Below are 16,892 nucleotides of genomic sequence, written 5' to 3' on the forward strand. Positions count from 1 at the left end.
CGGGCGTCAACGCCGGGCCGCCAGCGCCGCGAGACCCTCCCGGGCGGAGGCGTAGCGAGGCGTCCAGCCCAGTTCCTGCTCGGCCCGTGCCGCCGACACCCGCATGCTCGACGACATCATCGTGTGCGCGTACGGCATCGGGCGGGTCATCCAGTGGGGCACCGTCATGGGCTTCGGTACGCCGAACTCCTCGGCGACGCACACGACATGGGCCCGGAACCCGAGCGGGGTGCGGTCCACGACGTTGTACGCACGCCCGGGGCGGCCGCGTTCGACCGCGGCCGCCGTCGCGCGGGCGGCGTCGGTGAGCTCCACCCACGGCAGCACCCTGCCCTGGTCGTCGGGCAGCGGCATCTGCCGCTTGCGCAGCATGGGCAGGAGCGCATCGGTGCCGCCGGGGCCGTAGAAGAGGCCGAAGCGCAGGGCGATGCCCTCCAAATCGGTCGCCTCGAAGGTCAGTTGTTCCTTGACGCGCATTCCCTCGAGGTGCCGCTCCAGCTGCGGCGTGGTGCCGCGCGGGCCGAAGGTGTCGTCCTCGGTGACCACATGGTCGCCGAAGTCCCCGTAGCCGTAGCCGAAGACCATCGACTCCACCACGAAGCGACGGGCGCCGGTGGCGCGGGCGGCCTCGATGAGATGGGTGGTGCCGGCGATGCGCAGCGCGTCGGTGGCGTACATGTCGCGGTGACGCATGGGTGGCTTGCGCAGGGCGGTCGCGGCGTGGATGACGGTGTCGAAGTGCCGGCCGTCCACGGCCCTCAGCAACGCGTCGCGGTCCATGAGGTCGGCCCGGACACCGTTCGCCGCGCCCCTGCCGAGGCCGGTGACCTTGTGGCCGGCCTCGGTCAGGGCACGGGTGAGGTGACCGCCGAGGACGCCGCTCGCGCCCGCGAGGAGGATGCTCTGGTTCTGCTGGTTCGTCGTCATGGTGCTGCGACGGATCGGGCGGCCCCGGATGTGACATCCGGGCACACAGCCCCGCTCATTGCTGCTGCGCGAGCCACTCCCCGTACCAGGCCAGGGTGGCGTCGAGGGTTGCGCCCAGCGGGGTCGGTGCCACGCCGAAGGCCTGCTCGAACGCGGACGAGTCCATGATCTGGGGCTCGGTGTGCTGGTAGAACATCTCCGCGTACTCGGCCATGAACTGCGCGTCGAAGGGTCCCACCGGCCGCGGCTCCGTCAGGACGCCGACCTTCAGCGGCCCGCCGATCCGCTCCTCGATCATCTCGTGGATGGCGCGGGTGCTGACGGCCGGCGCCGTCGGCAGGTGCCAGACCCGGCCGTCGCCCTCGGGGTGCTCGCCGAGCGTGGCCAGTCCGGTGGCCACGTCCTCGATGCCGGTGTAGCTGTGCGGCAGGCCGATGTCGCCGAAGCCGAGGACCTCCCCGCCGGTGAGCGCGGCGGGGAACACGGTCGCGCCGAGGGTGGAGTTGAGCACGCCGGGGCCGACGAAGTCCGCCGAGCGGCCGAGGACGACGCGGGCGCGGCCCTCACGGTGCGCCGCGAGGTACTTCTCGTCGAGTTCGGCGCGCATACGGCCCTTGCGGCTGGTCGCCTTCCACGGGGTCTCCTCGGTCATGACCGCTCCCCCGGTCTCGCCGTACGGATAGAGGGTGTCGAGCACCACGAGGCGGGCGCCCTCGGCCTCGACCGCGCCGAGCACCGCCTCCTGGACGCGGGGCATCACCTCGACCTGGAGGTGATAGGCGACGTTCACGCAGTGGTACACCACGTCGGCGCCCGCGACCGCGGCGCGCGCCCCCTCGGCGGTGCTCACGTCGGCGGCGAGGCGCTGGACGCCGTCCAAGCCGGGCCCGTCGGCCCTGCGGTCGACCAGGCGCACGGAGTGGCCCCTGCGCACCAGTTCCTTGGCGAGGGCGGTGCCGGCGGGGCCGGAGCCGAGGACGGTGTGCTGTGCGGGCGGGTCGGTAGGAGGGGCAGTCATGATCGAACTCCCATTGTTAGTTAGCGATCGTAGCTTCTGTTAGAGACTGTAACTCTTTCGATAGGGGATAGCAAGAGTGGGAGGCCCGGCCCCTCGTTAAGGTGTGTCACCAGCACCGAGAGGAGTCCGTCCGTGGCCGGAACCGCACAGAGCCCCAGAGCGCGCTATCGCGAGCAGACGCGTGCGGAGATCAAGGAGATCGCGCTCCGCCAGCTCGCCGAGGGCGGTACGGCGGCGGTGGCGCTGGTCCGGATCGCCAAGGAGGTCGGGCTGTCCGGGCCCGCGCTCTACCGCTACTTCGACAGCCGCGACGCGCTGCTGACCGATCTCATCCGCGACGCCTACGCGGACCTGGCTGCGGCCGTCACGGCAGCCGCGGACGCCCTGCCCCCGGACACGTCACCGCGGGCCAGGGCGCGGGCACTCGCGGGGGCCTGCCGCACATGGGCGGTCGCGCAGCCGCACCGCTATCTGCTGATCGAGGGCACACCGGTGCCGGGCTACACCGCTCCCGCCGACACGCTGGACAGCGCGCGGGCGGTACTCGAGCCGTTCCTCGCGGTCTTCGAAGCGGCCGAACCGTCGGCGGCCGTCCGGCCCGTGGTCGAACAGATGACGGCCTGGGCCGAACGGGACACGACCGTCGCACACTGGGCACGCCCCCGCACGCCCGGCGGATCGGCCGGCGTCGCACTGGCCGGTGCCGTGCTCGCCTGGTCCCACATGCACGGCGCCATCGGCCTGGAGGTCTCCGGCCAGTTCGAGGGCATGGGCCACGACGGCAGCACGTTGCTCACGGCCCAGATCGATGCACTGGCGGATGCGTTCGGGCTGGACTGAGCCCCACACCCTGCGGCCCCTACGGCACCCACACCCACGGGGTGGTCGTGGTCAGCGCCTCGAAACCCAGCCGTTCAAGGATGGGGCGGCTCTGGGTCGAAGCGTCGACCTGGAGGTAGCGGTAGCCGAGGGTGGCTGCTGTGTGGGCGCGGTGGGCGACGAGGGCGCGGTAGATGCCGCGGCCGCGCCAGCAGGGCACGGTGCCGCCGCCCCACAGGCCCGCGAAACGGGTGCCGGGGACGAACTCCATGCGGGCGGCGCTCACCGGCACGTCGCCGGCGAGGGCGACAGTGGCGACGACCGTGTCGGGCTCCCGGGCCAGCCGGGCCAGCAACTGGTCGCGCATCCGGGAGCCGTCGGTGCCGAAGGCCTGCCGGTGCACGTCCGCCACCAGATCCACGCCCGCCGCGTCGGTGACGGGAAGCAGACGGATCCCCTCGGGCGGCTCGGCGTCGAGGGCGAGTTCCGCGACCTCGGCGACCATCAGCGTCTCCTTGGGCTCGGCGGTGAAACCGGCGGCGCCGAGCCGCTGCGCCAGGTCCACGGGCCGGTCGTGCCCGTACACCTTCCACTCGAACTCGCGGCCCAGCCCGGAGAAGTACGCGACCTGCGCGGCGATCGCCGCGTCGACGTCCGTCTCGTCCAGGTCGGACCACACGACGCCGTTCCAGCCGCGCGCCGACGACACCTGGCGGACCACGCCGCCCGTCCGTTCGACGCGTGCGTCGGGGCCGTCCGGCTGTGCGCCTTCGCGCATGTCACGGTCGTAGAGCGAGAGCACAGCCGCATGGTCCATGGCCTCACTCCAGCATCCGGGGCCCACGTGAGCAACGGCTTTACCGTCCGCCATGGTTCAGCCCCTCAGCCGAGCTCCAGCGTCGTCACGCCGTAGACGCGCTCCCTGGCGTACGGCCGGACCGGGCCCGTGTACATGCGGGCCGTCTCGAAGGAGGGGCGCAGGCCGGACCGTTCGGCCAGGGCGATGCCCGCCGCGTTCGTCGCGGGCACGTCCAGGGCGACCTCCCGCCCGGCCGCCTCGGCGGCGAGCGCCGCGAACACGGCCTGCGCGTCCTCGGGGGTGTCGGCGAAGAGCGGGCCGATACGGAGGCTGTCGTGGGCGGGACGGAGCACTCCGTAGCCGGTGACGCGGTCGCCGGTGCGGCGGACCACGGCGTGGTGCCCGGGGCCGGTGAGCCAGTGGGCCAGGAAGCGGGGCCGGTCGGCCGGACCGCAGACGCCGTCGTAGGCGGTGACGTCCGCGTGGTCGGCGGGGCGCAGGGCGCGGACGTCGGCCGGTACGTCCGTGACGGGCGCGGTTCCGGTGAACCGGACGGTGCGGTGGGCGAGTTCGAAGCCGGAGCGGCGGTAGTTGTCCTGCTGCGCCACCACCCCGTCGAGTCCTATGGTGCGGGTGCCCGCGTGGGCCAGCGCGGTCTTCCACGTCGTCAGGCCGTGTCCGCGCCCGCGCAGGTCCGGCCGTACGAGATAGCAGCCCAGGAAGGCGTAGTCGGCGCCGTAGTTGACGACGGAGATCGCCGACACCGGCTCACCGTCGATCCGGCCGAGGAAGAAGCCCTCCGGGTCCTGTGCGAAGAAGGCCGGTCCGTCGGCCGTGCCCGGGTTCCAGCCCTCGTCCGCGGCCCATCCGCCGATGACCGGCCAGTCGTCGGGACCGGCCTGCGTGACGACGAGGTCTTCGAGGGCGGCGGAGGTCATGCGTGCGCTCCATTCCTTGGTGGGACGGCGGATGCGGCGCGCGGTGATCGACCGCGCCCGCAGCATCCTTGCGGATCTTGAGGGAGGCGTCACGGTGGGATTGAGCCGATGCCTGGCCGGGTCCTGACGACGGAGGGTCCTGCCGGGCGTCATGACCGGCAGGACCCTCCGTGATCAGTGGCGCGGGCGGCGCGGTCAGCGCATCGCCCGGCGCCGGACACCGCGGTGCAGGGCGGCTCCGCCGAGGACCAGCGCGGCGCCCGCCACGGCGGTGGGCAGCGTCCGGTCGGTGCCGGTGTGGGCGAGTGTGGCCTCCGGCCGCGGTGGGGCTTCGTGGCGGTCGGTCACCGGCCGGGGGTGCGCCTTGGGCGGGGCGGCCTGCTCCGGGGCGGGCTCGGTGTGGTGGCCCGAGCTGTTGGTGGACTCGTTACCGGTGGCCGCGTTGCCGACGCCGACCACGTTCGCGGTGTTGCCGCTGATGTTGACCGGCACGTGGACCGGCAGCTGGACGGTGTTGCCGGAGCCCACTCCCGGCGAATCCTTTCCGCTTCCCTCGGCCGAGCTGCCACCGGCGGCGGTGCCCTCCGTCCCGTGCGCACCGCTCGCGCTGTCGTTGGTGCAGCTGTTGCCCGCGGCCGGGTTGAGCAGCCCCACCACGTTCACGGTGTTCCCGCACACGTTCACCGGGATGTCCACCGGGACCTGGACGGTGTTGCCGGAGATCACGCCGGGCGAGTCGGCCGAGGCACCATTCGCGGAGGCGCCGTCGGCCGCAAAGGCGGCCGTCACCGGCGCCGTCAGCGCCATCGCGCCCGACGCAGCGGCGACGGCGATCAGACCGTTTCGGGTAACCCTTCTCATAGGTTCCCTGCCTTCCAGACATGGTCGCGGGCACGTACCCCGCGCCGGAGAAGCGGGCACCTGCCCGCACGGGATAAAACGCGGGCGAACCATCCGGGTTATGGCTTATCGGTCTTTCACCCCATCGAGCGGCACGGTTATCGAACTAGCAGCAAAACTGCCGTACGACCGCGCAGGGGCGCACAGGGTAGGGCACCCGGCGCGGTCCCGCCGGTCCGGAGGCGGGCCCGGCGAGGCCCGCTTATCGTGATCGAGGGCGTCGCGCTTCCGGTCCCCGGCAGGCGTCCCTGGAGGCATCCATGCTGGCCAAGTTGTCGACGCGGCCCGCGGTCGTCCGACGCTGCGCCGCCACCGGAGCAACCGCTCTAGCCCTGGTGGGCGCGGGTCTGCCCGCCGTGGCCTCGGACGGTACCGGCCCCGGCCTGACGCGGTTCTACGGGCAGCAGGTCAAGTGGTCCCCGTGCAAGGGCGAGGACATGCCCAGGGACCTGCAGTGCGGCAAGGTCACCGTTCCCCTCGACTACGGCAGGCCCAGGGCCCGCACGCTCGACCTGGCGCTGGCCCGTTACCGCGCGACGGGCAAGAAGCGCGGCTCGGTCGTGCTGAACTTCGGCGGCCCCGGCGCGGCGGGCGTCAGTGAACTCGCCGCCGGCGGGGACGACTTCATGGGCCTGACCGACAACTACGACGTGGTGTCCTTCGACCCCCGCGGCGTCGGCCGGTCCTCGCCGGTCAGCTGCGGGGACGGGGCCGCCGAGGCCTCGATCACTGCCGCCTCGGGCGCCGAGGCGGACCATCCGCGGGCCGTCCTCGAACAGTTGAAGAAGGCGGCTGCCGAATGCGCCAAGCACTCGGGTCCGGTGCTCCCCCACATCGGCACGGTGAACACGGCACGCGACCTGGACGTGATCCGCCAGGCACTGGGCGACAAGAAGCTCAACTACCTCGGGTTCTCCTACGGAACCCGGCTCGGTGCGGTGTACGCGGCCCGGTTCCCCAAGAAGGTCGGCCGGCTGGTGCTCGACGGGGTGGACACGCTCACCGAGCCGATGTCCGAGCAGGGGGTCGCGGGCGCCGAGGGGCAGCAGACGGCACTCGACGACTTCATCGACTGGTGCGCTGAGGACATCGCCTGCCCGTTCGGCCAGGACGCGCGCGACGCCCGGGAGCAGGTCGTACGGCTCGTCCACTCCCTCGACGAGGATCCGGTGCCCACGGACTTCGGCCAGGAGTTCACGGGACAGGATCTCGTGGGCGCGATCAGCCAGGCGCTCTACAGCAAGCAGTTGTGGCCCTCGCTGGAGCGCGCGATCGCCGAACTCGTGGAGGACGGCGACACCCGCGGCGTCATGGCCTTCGCGAGCGGCGGCGCGGGTCTGCCCGTGCGGCAGCAGCGGCACGACGGACTGGTCGACGAGAACGACGTACCGCTCGACAACCTTCCGGCGGCCCTGATGGCGATCAACTGCGCGGACGACCCCGACCGTCCGGCCGCGGCCACCATCGTCAGGGAACTCGGCAGGCTGCGCACCGAGTACGAGCAGGCATCACCGGTCTTCGGCCGCTACCGCCTGACCGAACTGCTGATGTGCTACGGCCGCCCCAAGGGCACCGACTACATCCGCGAGGACGTACGGGACCTCCACACGCCCAGAATGCTGCTCGTCGGCACCCGCGGTGACCCGGCGACGCCGTACCGCTGGACCGTGGAGACGGCGAAACGGCTCGGCGACTCGGCCGTGGTGCTCGACAACAAGGGCGAGGGGCACACCGGTTACGCTTCCTCCAAGTGCGTGCACGGCAAGGTCGACGCCTTCCTGCTGTACGGCAGCCTGCCGCCGACCGGCAGCTCCTGCGGGCCGGAGGAGGACGAACACTGACGTCCGGGGCGGCCCGGCTCTCCCGGCTGCGCCTCAGATCTCCCAGTACGCGAGACGGTGCAGGGCCTCGGCCGTCCGTACGAACCCGTCGTCGCCGAGCAGCGCCCGCAACTCCGCGTTGAAGCGGTCGACCTCCGGCTCCGCGGCGTTCAGGGCAGCGGTCCCCGCGTCGGTCAACTCCAGGACCACGGCCCGGTGTTCACGGGGGTGCGCCTGCTTGTGCAGCAGGTTGGCCGCGGTGAGCCGGCCGACGAGCGCGGTGACCGCGGACTCCCGCAGGCCGAGGACGCGGGCCAGCTCCTGCTGGGTGATCCCCGGCCGGTCCCGCACCGCGTACAGCGCGCCGAGCTGTGCGGTGGTCACGTGGGCGACGGCCAGGCAGCGCCGGTCGACCGCGGTGCGCAGCCGGTGCGCCGCCCGCTGCAACAGGAAGAAAAGCCGCTGATCAGGCTCGGACATGGGCCGATGTTGACAGACGGCACGCGTTCGCGCCACCCTCACTTCACAGGTGAAGTGAGGTGGGGACGTGGGTGGGACGACGGATCTGGAGCTGGCCCGAAAGGCCCTCGCGGAACAGCCGTTCAGCAGGCTGCTCGGCGCGCGCGTGACGGCCTTCGGCGACGGCGAGGCCACGGTGGAGCTGGACATCCGCGAGGACCTGCTCCAGCAGTACGGCTTCGTCCACGGCGGTGTGCTCTCCTACGCGGCCGACAACACGCTGACGCTCGCCGCGGCGACCGTCGTCGGGACGGATGTGATCACGTCCGGCTTCACCGTCGACTATCTGCGCCCGGCCACCGGCCGGCTGCTGCGCGCCCACGCCCAGGTGGTGCGGGCCGGCCGCACCCGGGTCGTCTCCCGCTGCGACGTGGTCACGATCGACGACGCCGGTACACAGACCCTGTGCGCCGTGGCGCAGGGGAACATCGCGGTGATCGAACCGGTCGGCGACCGACGGTAGTCCGCGCCGTGTGAAACGCCCGTGTGTCTGCCGTTCCTGCCCCTAATGCCCGATCGGCGAAACGGTCCTATGGTGCTGTTATGGAGCACGACCTGAGTCCGTCAACGCTGTCCGAGCTCCGGCGCCCGCGCGTCTATCCGGCCGTGTCCGTGCTGACGCCGACGCATCGCCGCGAGCCCGAGAACACCCAGGATCCGGTCCGGCTGCGCAATGTGGTGGCCGAGGCCAAGAAGCAACTGGAGGCCGATCCCGCGGTGACGCGGGAGCGCCGCCTGGACGTGGTCCGTCAGCTCGACCAGGCACTCACGGAGGTGGATCTCACGCATGCCGAGGACGGTCTGGTGATCTTCGCCGCTCCGGGCGAGCACCAGGTGTGGTCGCTCGGCCGTACCGTCCCGGAGCGGGTGGTGCTCTCCGACACCTTCCTCACCCGCAACCTCGTCTCCGCACAGGCCGCCGAGCGGCCGTTCTGGGTGCTGTCGGTCTCCGCCGACCGGGCCACGCTCTGGAGCGGAGGCGCGGACCGGGTCACGGAGGACGGCGCCGGCGGATTCCCGCTGACCAGGCGCCCGCAGAACTTCGACGCCGAGCGGCAGGAGCGGATCGGCGACATGCCGAGCACCTTCCGCGACGAGGACACCCGCCACTTCCTGCGCGACGCCGACACCGCGATGGGCATGGTCCTGCGCGAGTCCCCCCGGCCGCTCTACGTCACCGGCGATCCGGCCGCCCTGTCGGTGCTGGACGAGGTGGGCGGCGCGACCAAGGAGGCGGTGCACGTGCCGCACGGCGGTCTCGCGCACGGCACCCCGGACGCCGTGTGGCAGGCGATCCGGCCCGTGATCGAATCCGTGGCCCGCAAGAGCAGCGACGCGGTGGCCCGGGAGCTCGAAACGGCCCGTGGCCGCAAGGCGTTCGCGGCCGGTGTCGACGAGGTCTGGCAGAGCGCCCGCGAGGGTCGCGTCCGGCTGCTCGCCGTCGAGGAGAACTACCGCGTGACGATGCGCGACGCGCACGGCGACCATCTGGTGCCCGCCGAGAGCGGCGACCTCGACGCGCGCGAGGACATCGTGGACGAGATCGTCGAGCAGTGCCTGGAGACGGGCGCGGACGTGCGCTTCGTCCCCGACGGGATGCTCGGCGACGCCACCGGCATCGCGGGCATCCTGCGCTACTGAACGATCCGGTGGCCCCGGCTCGGACGTACCGGCCCGGGGGCACCGGTTCACACGTTGCCGAACAGCGAGCCCAGGCTCTCCTCGACGGCCGCGCCGATGTCCTCCTGGCCGGCCGGCACCGCGGCGTAGGTGCGCAGCAGGAACCGCTGCAGCACTGCCTTTTCGAACCGGATGAGGGCCAGGCCGTGGGGCGAGTGGAGTTCCATGACGACGCGGGCGGGACCGCACGGCCAGATGTGCACGTCACCGGCGCCGGCCGGGCCGCGCAGCCCCTCGTCCAGCAGAGTGCGGCCGAACGTCCAGGTGACCGGCGTGCCGTCGAGGGAGACCTCGGGCGGGAAGTCGAGGTGCACGGCCAGCGGGTCCGTGGAGACATAGCGCAAGGTGACCGGAGCGGGCAGCTCCTGCTCGTCGGCGGTGATGAGGCGGCCGCGGGCAGGCTGCTCGAGCGTGATGTCCATGCTTGTACGACCCCGCTGATGCCGATCGCATTACAGGGAAGCGCTTACAAGTTTATGTGACCTGCATCACACCTTGATCGGCTTGGCGTGCAGCCCGCACGGTGCGCCCCGAAGGCCCCGGGTCGCCCTGGAACAGACAGCCGTCGAACGTGTGATGGAACATGCGACCGACGCTCCGGGCAGCACCCCAAATCGCGTACGCTGCCTACGACTTGCTCGACCGTCGCACGTACACCATGCGCACCGCACGACCCCTCCGTGGGGACGGTGGCATATGTCAGAAGCACCACCGGATCGTGTCTTGCCAAACCCCTTACAGGCGGTCGCGGGCTGTGCAAGAGTCGTAACGGTCCCCAGAGCAGTCAGCCCGGTCGTACCGTCCCGCCTCGGAGTGCGCCATGCCGTCCCATCTCTCCGCGGATCGCCCAGCCGCCGAGCCGCCAGGACGCGGCTCGGTCGACGCGCTGATATCGCAGACGCGGCGGCTCAAGGGCGACGTGGACGCGGTACGGCGCGACGCACACGGCGACGGCTCGGACCCCCAGGAACGCTGGCAGCGCGCGCTGTACGACCTCGCACTGCACCAACTCACCGACCTCGACGCCCACTTGGGGCAGCTGCGGGACGGGCCGTCCCCCGTGCCCCAGGCACCACAGACCCGGGCCGCGGCGCCCGCGTCCCGGCGCGGCTCGCTGCTCAGCCGGGTCGGCAGCGCCGAGTGGAACCTGCTGACGGACGAGGCGAGTTGGTCCGGCGAGCTGTATCACATCCTGGGCCGTGACCCCGCCGCTCCCCCGCTCACCCTCGACGAACTGCCCGCCGTGGTCATGGACGAGGACCGCACCAAGCTGACGACGATGGTCACGGACTGCCTCATCGACGCCAAGCCCATCGACGGCGAGTTCCGCATCGTGCGGCCGGACGGCGAGGTGCGCACGGTGCACATGATGGGCGAACCGGTGCTCGACACCGACGGCAGCACCGCCTCGATGTGGGCCGTGCTGCGCGACGTCAGTGAACTGCGCCGCAGCCAACGGGTGGTGAGCGAGACCCGTGACTCGCTCCAGCACCACCAGCACCGCGCGCAGACGGAGCACCGGGTCGCCGTCGAGCTGCAGGAGGCCGTGCTGCCGCCGTGGCGCGGCAGCCTGCGGCTCCCGCACAAGGGGCCCGAGACGCTGGATCTGGCGGCCCGCCATCTGCCGTCGACGACGAGCGACCTGATCGGCGGCGACTGGTACGACGCACTCGAACTGCCCGACGGCCAGACTTTGCTGAGCGTCGGCGACCTCACCGGACACGGCGTCGCCGTCACCTCGGGCATGGCGACACTGCTGGGCGCCGTGCGCGGCATGGCGATGGCCGGCACCGCGCCCGGGCAACTGATGACCTGGCTCAACCAGTTGCTCGACGCCACCGTGCAGCCCGCCCTCGGCAGCGCCGTCTGCTGCCGCTACCGCCCCGAGACCCGCACGCTGACCTGGGCGCAGGCCGGGCACCCCGCCCCGCTGCTGTTCCGCGGCGGGACGGGGCGCATGCTGCACGCACCGGGCGGTGTGCTGCTCGGTGCGACCTCGGTCGCCTCCTACGAGCAGGCCGAAGAGACCCTCGAGCCGGGCGACCTGCTGCTGCTGCACACCGACGGGCTGGTGCCCCGGCACACGGTCACGCAGACCGTGAACCGGCTCCTCGACCTGGCCCCCCGCTTCGGCGGGGCCCGGACCGCGCAGGACTGCGCACGGACGGTCGTGGAGGAGTTCGGCGCGGCCGAACGGAACGACGACGCGTGCGTACTCGTCGCGAGGGTGCTGTGAACCGCCGCCGAGCGGTATCGACCCGGACGGCGTGACGAAGCGGCCTCAGCTGCACGGACCCCCTATACCCGTGCGCTGCTGCCCTTCGCCGCCCTCGGCAGCGACAGTTTGATCTCCTCCCGCAACTCATGGATCTTCGGATAGCTGGAGTACTCCGCGGTGAGCCGGTACATCTGGCGCAGCCGGTCCCAGGTGCGGTGGGAGGAGTTGGTTCCCATCGACATCAGGGCCAGGCGTGCGTACCGGTCCGCCTGTTCCGGGTCGTCGGCGATGAAGCAGGCCGAGGCCATGGACAGGAAGTCGAAGATCTTCGACCGCTGCCGTCCGTCGACCCGCAGGGCCAGGGCCTTCTCCGCGTAGTGCTGGGCGTGCGCGGCCGCTCCCGGCTCGTGCTCGGCCAGCGTGCGGTAGGCCAGGGCCTGCATGCCGTAGAGGTCCTCCTCCTTGAACATCTGCATCCAGCTCGGCGGCGGCACGTCGCCGTTGTCGGAGACGAAGAGGTCCTCCGCCAGGCCGAGCGTGCGGCGCATCGCCTGGCCCTTGCCCATGGAGGCCTGTGCCCAGGCCTCGATGGTGTAGAGCATCGCCCTGGTGCGCGGCAGCACCTCTTCGCCGGAGCCCGACTGGGCGAGCTTCATCAGGTCGAGTGCGTCGTCGGGCCGGCCGAGGTGCACCATCTGGCGAGCCGCTCGGGAGAGCGCCTCCCCGGCGCGTGGCCGGTCGCCGCCCTCACGGGCCGCATGGGCGGCGATGACGAAGTACTTCTGGGCCGTGGGCTCCAGGCCGACGTCGTGCGACATCCAGCCCGCGAGGACGGCGAGGTTGGCGGCGACGCCCCACAGGCGCCGCTGGAGATGGTCGGGGTGACGGTAGGCGAGCATGCCGCCCACCTCGTTGAGCTGGCCGACGACTGCCTTGCGCTGCAGCCCGCCGCCGCGGGCGGCGTCCCAGGCCCTGAAGACCTCGACCGAGCGCTCCAGTTCCTCGATCTCCTGCGACCCGATGGGGGCGGCCTCGAAGCGGTCGAACCCAGCGGGGTCGGCGTGCAGGGGATTGTCGTAGTCGGGAGCGTCGGCGGAGAGGGTCGGATCGGTGTGCAGCCAGTCGTACATGGCGCTGCTGAGTGCGGATCCCGCGGTGAGCGCGACACCCGCACCCACCAAGCCGCGTCGGTTGAGCATGAGGTCCATTCCCGTGAATTCGGTGAGGACCGCCGCAGTCCGCTCGGGCGCCCACGGCACACCGTCGGGATGTTCCGCACTCCCGGCGTCCTGCCGTTTCCCCACACGCCCGTGCCGGACCAGACCGAGGTCCTCGATGGTCACGACACGGCCGAGACGCTCGGTGAACAGGGCCGCCAGCACCCGCGGCACCGGATCGCGCGGGATCTCTCCCATGTCGATCCAACGCCGCACCCGGGAGGTGTCGGTCGACAGCTGGGGGTGGCCCATGGCCGCCGCCTGCCGGTTGACCAGCCTCGCGAGTTCCCCCTTGGACCAGCCGGCCAGGCCGAACAGGTCCGCAAGGCGGGTGTTGGGTTGTCCGCTCACGTCAAGCCCCCAGGTTCTCGGCTGAGTTGACAGTAGCCCGGTGCAAGTTGCCGGGCGACTATTCGCCAGGGTTCGCCAGGGTCCGCCAGATGGTGTGCCACTGGCCGACGGGTGTCAGGTAGGAACGCGCCACCCCGACCCGGTCGCCTGTCGCAAGACGGGGTGCATTCCCCAGGGTGCACCCAAGGGGCCGGGCCGGGTAGCGCATTGTCGTCGCAGGCACACGAAGGGATCTGTTTCGCCCATGTACGCAGCATCGTCCTCCGTGTCCGCACCGCCCCGGTCGCTGCGCCCCCGCCCGGCGGACAGCGGCCCGTATCTCGACCCCGGGGCCCGTCCGGCGGCCCCCGCGCTCGGCGCGGGCCGGCCGCGGCGTATGCCGGGGATCGGCACCCAACCGCTCAGCGGGAGACTCGACTTGTCCGGCCCCCAGGGCGCCCAGCTGCGTACCGCCATCGCGTCGGTGCACCGGATCTGTCCGGAGTTCGCTCCGGTGCAGGTGCTGCGCCGCAGTGGCCGGTCCGTGCTCCTGGTCGGCACGACCGGGCGCAGCACGGCCGTCGCCAAATGCTTACTCGACCACTCCCCTGCCTGGGCCGAGCGGATCCGCCACGAAATAGCGGCGTACCGCTCGTTCGTCCGGCACCGCCCGCCCGTGCGGGTGCCGAGGCTGATCGCGGCGGACCCGGACAACTGCACCCTGGTCATCGAGCGGATGCCGGGGCGGGTCGCGGCACTGCAGCGGCACCCGGCCGAGGCCCCGCCGCGCGCGGACATCAGGATGGCGCTCGGCGCGGTCTGCCGGCTCAACGCCTGGCGGCCACCGGCCGGCACCTTCGACGCCCCGCTCGACTACGCGGCCCGCATCTCCCGCTACCACGAACTGGGCCTGCTGACCGACCGCGACATGGGCGACCTGCAGAAACTGGTGCACGGCATCGCGCACACCTCGGGTCGGCAGGGCATGGGCCAGTTCTGCCACGGCGACGCACTGCTCTCGAACATCCTGCTCTCACCGGCCGGTCCAGTGCTGGTGGACTGGGAGCACGCGGGCTGGTACCTGCCGGGCTACGACCTGGCGACGCTGTGGTCGGTGCTGGGTGACGCCCCGGTGGCCCGTCGTCAGATCAGCCAGATCGCGCAGTCGGCGGGCCCGGCCTCGCGCGATGCCTTCCTGGTGAACCTGATGCTGGTGCTGACCCGGGAGATCCGCACCTACGAGACGGCCGTGCAGCGTTCGATGCACGACACGGCCCCGGCGGCACCGGGCACGGCCCACCCGGGTGCTGCGCCGTCCGGCGAGGAACAGCGGCTGCTGCTGAGGCGGCTGCACGACGACTGCCAGCTGGCCCGCAGGGCCGTACGCGCGGCGGTCGGCACTCGCTGAGGGGGACGAAGGTCCGCGATGCGCACGGGGGGTGCGCACCGCGGGCCTTTTGTCTTTGCAAAAACCTTTGTGCGGGGCCATTGGTGTACGCCACTGACGCCCCGCAGGCCCGCACGGCGCCGCCGCGAAACTCCCCCATCCTCGTGTTGACGTGGGAAATCTGCTGCCTCTGGGCATGATTGACGGATCATCTGCCAGCGGGTAACACAGACGCACCCGTTCGGCCCTGCACGCCCCGTCACGCTCGTCCGTCCCTGGAGGCTGCATTGCGAGAATCCGCCCCCGACCCCACGTCCGCATCCGGTCACAGACGCGCCCGCAGAACCGCGGGCGCTCTCGCCACCGCGGCGCTGCTGCTGCCGCTGCTCGGCGCGGCCCCGTCCGAGGCCCAGTCCTCCACAAGCGCGAACCGACTGCAGTCGGCGTTCGCGTCCGCCTCCGCCGAGTACCACGTACCGCAGAGCGTGCTGCTCGGCGTCTCCTATCTGCAGTCGCGCTGGGACGCCCACGAGGGGGCGCCGAGTGTCTCCGGCGGGTACGGCCCGATGCATCTCACCGACGCCCACACCGCACTCGCCGCCGCCTCGCACCACAGCGAGGGCACCGAGGACCCCCGCGGGGACTCGGCCCGGCCCGCCCTGCACCCGGACACCGAGGTGCCGGCGAACTCCCAGCTCCCGGCCCGCCTCCGGACCCTGCCGAAGGCGGCCGGCCTCACCGGGCTGAGTGCCGAGAAGCTGCGTACGGACCCGGCCGCGAACGTGGCGGGCGGTGCCGCGCTGCTGGCCGCCGCCCAGAAGGACCTGGGTGAGCCGCTCAGCGCGGACCCGGCGGACTGGTACGGCGCGGTGGCACGCTTCTCCGGCGCGGACGACACCGCGACGGCGGCGGCGTACGCGAACGACGTGTACGACGTCATCCGCACCGGCGAGCGGCGCACCACGGACGCGGGGCAGCAGGTCGCCCTGGCGGCCCGGCCGGGGCTCGCCCCCGACACCGCGCAGATCAGCAGGACGGGTCTGCGCACGGTCTCGAACGAGGGCACCGAGTGCCCGAAGTCGGTGTCCTGCGAGTGGATTCCGGCGCCGTACGAGGAGTTCGGGGACGGCGACTACGGCAACCACGACCTGGGCGACCGCCCGGCCGCGCAGAGCATCAAGTACATCGTCATCCATGACACCGAGGGCGCCTGGGACGGCGTACTGAATCTGATCAAGGACCCCACCTATGTGTCGTGGAACTACACCCTGCGCTCCACGGACGGGTTCATCGCCCAGCATGTGAAGGCCAAGGACGTGGCCTGGCACGCGGGCAACTGGTACGTCAACGCCAGGTCGATCGGTCTGGAGCACGAGGGCTTCCTCGTCTCGCCCGACGCCTGGTACACGGAGGCGATGTACCGCTCGTCCGCGCGGCTGGTGAAGTACCTCGCCGCGAAGTACCGCATCCCGCTGGACCGGCAGCACATCCTCGGCCATGAGAACGTGCCGGGGCCGACGACCTCGACCATCCCCGGGATGCACACCGACCCCGGCCCGTACTGGGACTGGCGGCACTACTTCGACCTGCTGGGCCACCCCTTCAAGCGGACCGCGGGCAAGAGCGGCGGGCTGGTGACGATCCTGCCCGACTACGCGTCCAACCAGCCGGAGTACACCGGTTGTGTCACCAAGGACGAGCCCTGTGCGGCGCACGGCTCCAGTGAGGTGCGGCTCTACTCCGACCACGACGAGAACTCGGCCCTGATCAAGGACGTCGGCGCGCACGGCACCGGCCCGTCCACGATCGACGTCAACGACGTGTCCTCACGGGTCTCCACGGGCCAGCAGTACGCGGTCGCCGGTCACTGGGGCGACTGGACGGCGATCTGGTACCTCGGTCAGAAGGCGTGGTTCAAGAACCCGAAGAAGCACCCGACCGCGGTGAACGCGTCCGGCTTCGTGGTGACCCCCAAGCCGGGTGTGGACAGCGTCCCGGTGTACGGCCGTGCCTATCCGGAGGCGTCGGCGTATCCGGCGGGTGTGCCGGTCCAGTCCGTCTCTCCGCTGCCGTACACGCTGCCGAAGGGCCAGAAGTACGTGGTCGGTGATGTGATGCCGGGCGAGTACTACTACGCGGTCACCTTCACCACCGACTCGCACAAGGTGGTGCGGGGCAAGGACCTCTACTACGAGATCCAGTACGGCCACCGTGTCGAGTGGGTGCGGGCGGCGGACGTGACCGTGGTGCGGTCCGGGCGGTAGGCCCAAGGGGCGGGTGCGGGCCGGGGACGTTGGCGTTCCCGGCCCGCCCTTCTTTT

15 protein-coding genes are annotated in these 16,892 nt (G+C 71.7%); 7 read left to right on the top strand and 8 right to left on the bottom strand.

Features of this window, described 5'->3' with window-relative positions; translation table 11 throughout:
* Window positions 1–6 precede the first annotated feature (6 nt).
* The gene (locus tag MQN93_RS22070) at window positions 7–927 is read right to left on the bottom strand and encodes an NAD-dependent epimerase/dehydratase family protein (RefSeq protein WP_016433287.1); all 921 of its coding nucleotides are present in this window, start codon (window positions 925–927) and stop codon (window positions 7–9) included.
* A gap of 55 nt (window positions 928–982) precedes the next feature.
* On the bottom strand, window positions 983–1,945 hold the full coding sequence (locus MQN93_RS22075) for an NAD-dependent epimerase/dehydratase family protein (RefSeq protein WP_242710929.1): 963 nt from the start codon (window positions 1,943–1,945) through the stop codon (window positions 983–985).
* A 132-nt stretch (window positions 1,946–2,077) separates the two neighbouring features.
* Here MQN93_RS22075 and MQN93_RS22080 point away from each other — a divergent pair, with 132 nt between their 5' ends.
* The gene (locus MQN93_RS22080) at window positions 2,078–2,785 is read left to right on the top strand and encodes a TetR/AcrR family transcriptional regulator (protein WP_242710930.1); all 708 of its coding nucleotides are present in this window, start codon (window positions 2,078–2,080) and stop codon (window positions 2,783–2,785) included.
* Window positions 2,786–2,804: 19 nt separating this feature from the next.
* Here MQN93_RS22080 and MQN93_RS22085 read toward each other — a convergent pair whose 3' ends face one another.
* The 3 genes from MQN93_RS22085 to MQN93_RS22095 all read right to left on the bottom strand — a co-directional run bounded on the left by MQN93_RS22085 (window position 2,805) and on the right by MQN93_RS22095 (window position 5,362).
* Window positions 2,805–3,581: a GNAT family N-acetyltransferase gene (locus MQN93_RS22085; protein ID WP_242710931.1), complete on the bottom strand. Its 777-nt coding sequence runs from the start codon at window positions 3,579–3,581 to the stop codon at window positions 2,805–2,807.
* A gap of 65 nt (window positions 3,582–3,646) precedes the next feature.
* Window positions 3,647–4,501: a GNAT family N-acetyltransferase gene (locus tag MQN93_RS22090; protein WP_242710932.1), complete on the bottom strand. Its 855-nt coding sequence runs from the start codon at window positions 4,499–4,501 to the stop codon at window positions 3,647–3,649.
* Window positions 4,502–4,696: 195 nt separating this feature from the next.
* Window positions 4,697–5,362 (bottom strand): chaplin, encoded by a 666-nt coding sequence (locus tag MQN93_RS22095; protein WP_242710933.1) that lies wholly within the window; start codon window positions 5,360–5,362, stop codon window positions 4,697–4,699.
* A 299-nt stretch (window positions 5,363–5,661) separates the two neighbouring features.
* Here MQN93_RS22095 and MQN93_RS22100 point away from each other — a divergent pair, with 299 nt between their 5' ends.
* Window positions 5,662–7,242, top strand: a complete 1,581-nt coding sequence (locus MQN93_RS22100; protein WP_242710934.1) for an alpha/beta hydrolase — start codon at window positions 5,662–5,664, stop codon at window positions 7,240–7,242.
* A 33-nt stretch (window positions 7,243–7,275) separates the two neighbouring features.
* On the opposite strand, the gene MQN93_RS22105 is transcribed toward MQN93_RS22100, so the two are convergent.
* Window positions 7,276–7,701 carry a MarR family winged helix-turn-helix transcriptional regulator gene (locus tag MQN93_RS22105; protein ID WP_242710935.1) on the bottom strand — a complete coding sequence of 142 codons (426 nt, stop codon included), beginning with the start codon at window positions 7,699–7,701 and terminating at the stop codon, window positions 7,276–7,278.
* 67 nt (window positions 7,702–7,768) lie between these two features.
* Here MQN93_RS22105 and MQN93_RS22110 point away from each other — a divergent pair, with 67 nt between their 5' ends.
* Entirely contained in the window at window positions 7,769–8,203 is a 435-nt protein-coding gene (locus MQN93_RS22110) for a PaaI family thioesterase (RefSeq protein WP_242710936.1), read from the top strand.
* A gap of 80 nt (window positions 8,204–8,283) precedes the next feature.
* Window positions 8,284–9,381: a baeRF3 domain-containing protein gene (locus MQN93_RS22115; protein ID WP_242710937.1), complete on the top strand. Its 1,098-nt coding sequence runs from the start codon at window positions 8,284–8,286 to the stop codon at window positions 9,379–9,381.
* Between the two features lie 47 nt (window positions 9,382–9,428).
* On the opposite strand, the gene MQN93_RS22120 is transcribed toward MQN93_RS22115, so the two are convergent.
* Window positions 9,429–9,842, bottom strand: coding sequence for an SsgA family sporulation/cell division regulator (locus MQN93_RS22120; RefSeq protein ID WP_016433297.1), 414 nt, complete (start codon window positions 9,840–9,842; stop codon window positions 9,429–9,431).
* A gap of 398 nt (window positions 9,843–10,240) precedes the next feature.
* On the opposite strand from MQN93_RS22120, the gene MQN93_RS22125 reads away from it, so the two are divergent.
* Window positions 10,241–11,656, top strand: coding sequence for a PP2C family protein-serine/threonine phosphatase (locus tag MQN93_RS22125; RefSeq protein ID WP_242710938.1), 1,416 nt, complete (start codon window positions 10,241–10,243; stop codon window positions 11,654–11,656).
* 62 nt (window positions 11,657–11,718) lie between these two features.
* Here MQN93_RS22125 and MQN93_RS22130 read toward each other — a convergent pair whose 3' ends face one another.
* Entirely contained in the window at window positions 11,719–13,206 is a 1,488-nt protein-coding gene (locus MQN93_RS22130) for a DNA-binding protein NsdB (RefSeq protein WP_016433299.1), read from the bottom strand.
* A gap of 244 nt (window positions 13,207–13,450) precedes the next feature.
* On the opposite strand from MQN93_RS22130, the gene MQN93_RS22135 reads away from it, so the two are divergent.
* Together MQN93_RS22135 and MQN93_RS22140 are read left to right on the top strand one after the other, a co-directional pair.
* Window positions 13,451–14,593: an aminoglycoside phosphotransferase family protein gene (locus MQN93_RS22135; protein ID WP_016433300.1), complete on the top strand. Its 1,143-nt coding sequence runs from the start codon at window positions 13,451–13,453 to the stop codon at window positions 14,591–14,593.
* Between the two features lie 266 nt (window positions 14,594–14,859).
* Window positions 14,860–16,836 (top strand): N-acetylmuramoyl-L-alanine amidase, encoded by a 1,977-nt coding sequence (locus MQN93_RS22140; protein ID WP_242710939.1) that lies wholly within the window; start codon window positions 14,860–14,862, stop codon window positions 16,834–16,836.
* The last annotated feature ends 56 nt before the right edge of the window (window positions 16,837–16,892 follow it).

The organism is Streptomyces spinosisporus (assembly GCF_022698145.1).
Classification (GTDB): domain Bacteria; phylum Actinomycetota; class Actinomycetes; order Streptomycetales; family Streptomycetaceae; genus Streptomyces; species Streptomyces spinosisporus.

Bases quoted from the DNA above. Each gene is read 5' to 3' on its own strand.
- MQN93_RS22120 (WP_016433297.1), bottom strand. From the start codon at position 9,842: ATGGACATCACGCTCGAGCAGCCTGCCCGCGGCCGCCTCATCACCGCC.
- MQN93_RS22090 (WP_242710932.1), bottom strand. From the start codon at position 4,501: ATGACCTCCGCCGCCCTCGAAGACCTCGTCGTCACGCAGGCCGGTCCC.
- MQN93_RS22115 (WP_242710937.1), top strand. From the start codon at position 8,284: ATGGAGCACGACCTGAGTCCGTCAACGCTGTCCGAGCTCCGGCGCCCG.
- MQN93_RS22100 (WP_242710934.1), top strand. From the start codon at position 5,662: ATGCTGGCCAAGTTGTCGACGCGGCCCGCGGTCGTCCGACGCTGCGCC.
- MQN93_RS22085 (WP_242710931.1), bottom strand. From the start codon at position 3,581: ATGGACCATGCGGCTGTGCTCTCGCTCTACGACCGTGACATGCGCGAA.
- MQN93_RS22125 (WP_242710938.1), top strand. From the start codon at position 10,241: ATGCCGTCCCATCTCTCCGCGGATCGCCCAGCCGCCGAGCCGCCAGGA.
- MQN93_RS22095 (WP_242710933.1), bottom strand. From the start codon at position 5,362: ATGAGAAGGGTTACCCGAAACGGTCTGATCGCCGTCGCCGCTGCGTCG.
- MQN93_RS22105 (WP_242710935.1), bottom strand. From the start codon at position 7,701: ATGTCCGAGCCTGATCAGCGGCTTTTCTTCCTGTTGCAGCGGGCGGCG.
- MQN93_RS22135 (WP_016433300.1), top strand. From the start codon at position 13,451: ATGTACGCAGCATCGTCCTCCGTGTCCGCACCGCCCCGGTCGCTGCGC.
- MQN93_RS22070 (WP_016433287.1), bottom strand. From the start codon at position 927: ATGACGACGAACCAGCAGAACCAGAGCATCCTCCTCGCGGGCGCGAGC.
- MQN93_RS22075 (WP_242710929.1), bottom strand. From the start codon at position 1,945: ATGACTGCCCCTCCTACCGACCCGCCCGCACAGCACACCGTCCTCGGC.